Annotated in this window: 3 protein-coding genes; all 3 read left to right on the top strand. The window is 39.9% G+C overall.

The features are described from left to right. The first annotated feature begins 458 nt into the window (after window positions 1–458). Genes ACED60_RS25580 through ACED60_RS25570 form a run of 3 tightly spaced genes read left to right on the top strand, consistent with a single transcriptional unit; the run spans window position 459 to window position 2,032 of the window. Window positions 459–965: a hypothetical protein gene (locus ACED60_RS25580; RefSeq protein ID WP_280613246.1), complete on the top strand. Its 507-nt coding sequence runs from the start codon at window positions 459–461 to the stop codon at window positions 963–965. Continuing rightward, window positions 955–1,368, top strand: coding sequence for a hypothetical protein (locus tag ACED60_RS25575; RefSeq protein ID WP_280613247.1), 414 nt, complete (start codon window positions 955–957; stop codon window positions 1,366–1,368). The genes ACED60_RS25580 and ACED60_RS25575 overlap by 11 nt, the downstream gene beginning before the upstream one ends. Before the next feature lie 34 nt (window positions 1,369–1,402). Next, the gene (locus tag ACED60_RS25570; protein WP_280613248.1) at window positions 1,403–2,032 is read left to right on the top strand and encodes a hypothetical protein; all 630 of its coding nucleotides are present in this window, start codon (window positions 1,403–1,405) and stop codon (window positions 2,030–2,032) included. Window positions 2,033–2,084: the final 52 nt, after the last annotated feature.

The following is a 2,084-nucleotide window of genomic DNA, read 5'->3' as shown; positions in this document are numbered from 1 at the left end:
CACGTACAGTTCTTAGAGGGGCGGCACTTGGTAACAAGTGTCGTCTACTCGACAGAGGCTTCATAGACCTGAATTTTGACTCGTGGCACTTTCTAACTCGAAAGTGCCCCATTGTTGGATAGACCTTTTACTCATTCACATCCTGTTCATGGGGTTTTGCCCTACTAGAAGTTATCCATTCTTCTAATGCTGTTCGTCGTGAATCCCCGTGTTGTATCACGGGGGTAAATTCGACCTACCTATCAGCACTCACATAACCCTGCTCTGGCTACAATTTCAGTGCCAGCTTTACACGCTAAGCTATACACCATGATTCCATATATTGGATTCATTCAGCTCCTTTTTTCGATAAGTAATTGTTGCTAAGGGGAAATCTCGAGTAGAATTGGAGTAGCAAGGAACCAAAAGAAAATTTCGGCCTAGTTAATGTTAAGTATACGTTTCAATAAGGAGGAATCTTGGAAAATATACCAAAACCAGATCCTAAAGGGACAACGGGATCTCAGGTTGCCAGTTCAGCGGACTATATAACAAGCATTGAACCTCCGCCGTTTCAGCATGTACATAATGTACTGGAGGGGCTTGCTGAAAATAAATTCAAGGCATTAGGCGGTGAAGCTACCGCTAAGATTATAGCCGCCTTACAATCACAGAACTTCCATGAAATAGCTAAGCTTCAAAAAGAAAACAGCCGTTTGAAGGAAAAAATAGAAGATTGTAATCGTGAATACTATGATTGCCGAGAGCAAGCAGCCGTTTATAAAAATCAATTGGACAGTATCAATAAATTACGTAAAAAAAGTAACTTAGAAGCAACATTTGGAACAGCATTGATTGGTATATCTATTGAGCTCTATCGTACTCCTGAACTCAATTCATCTATTGCTGTTATCTTGGCTTTAGTTGGGGCAACTTTACTTATAGCTAGTTGGTTTTCTGGTGTTGGAGGCAAAAGTGATAGTTAGTAATATTTCTGAGTTTACGATTACGGGGATTTTAGATAAGGGTGTGGCAAATCTAGAGCGAATTGCAATTTTTGTAAATCAGACGGTAAACACTGGTCAATTCGGGGTCATGATTGGAAACCAACCTTTCGGCCATACACAGGCTTACCCTGTAAAAGATAATTTGCTTTGGTTTGGTGATGCGATATTAAACCAAGGGGATTGGATATTCCTCTATACAGGTTCAGGTAAGGTTACTCAAACCTCTATTGAAGGAGGAAAACAACTGTATTCGATTTACTGGGGCAAGCCGCAAACAATATTTGCTAGGACAGATATCGTGCCTATATTATTCAAGGTCGAGGCAGTTCAGATACCTGCAATGCCAAATGATGTACCTCAAGTACCACCAAATGCTCTGTAGAGCGTTAGGTTACTATCCATAACAGGTGATATTGTTGAAATTAGAAGAAAAGTTAGTAATTTCAATATACTGTGTTGTCTTGATTTCCTTTGGTTTTCTGCTGGCAACAGCTTTGTTTTTTGATTTAGATGGAGTTACGTCTTCAGATATCTTGTCTGGGCTTGGATCTTTACTTAGCGGTATAGGGACTCTTGGGTTACTTTGGTTTGGTTGCGAAACATATTCTGACTGGAAGAGTTCGAAGTCGAATGAAGCTGCTTTCGTTCTTTATAGAGACCTATTTGTCTTTAAGTACAAACTCATGTTACTCATCGACAACATTGTAAAATCAGGCGGAAATCCCCGTTTAGATTTACAAGTAGAACAAAGTTTCAAGGAACTAGATTCTCATATAGACGCTTTGGTGCTCGGCTCATCACAATTTGATTCTTTGGTTAAAATTAGCGACACCCAGTGGTTTCTTGCTCATACGCATGCCTTGAGAAATCGAGTTAGACGATTGATGAACTTAGCATTCTCAGAACATCTCAATTCGACTCAGTGGGACGCAAAAAAATTAAATTTACGAAGTGAAGTAGTAAAAAGTGAACAACAAGAAATGAACGATATGCTGCAAAAAATGGAGCGTAAATTAAATAGCATGGGCTTTAACCCTACAGCTTAACGTATCCGCCCCATGAACCCACGGGGCGACTTGTCAGTGTTTGAAGTTCCAA

It is taken from the genome of Vibrio sp. 1F279 (assembly GCF_041439815.1).
GTDB lineage: Bacteria > Pseudomonadota > Gammaproteobacteria > Enterobacterales > Vibrionaceae > Vibrio > Vibrio tasmaniensis_A.
Note: the sequence above shows the minus strand (reverse complement) of the source record. Positions and strands in the feature narration are given on the sequence as shown.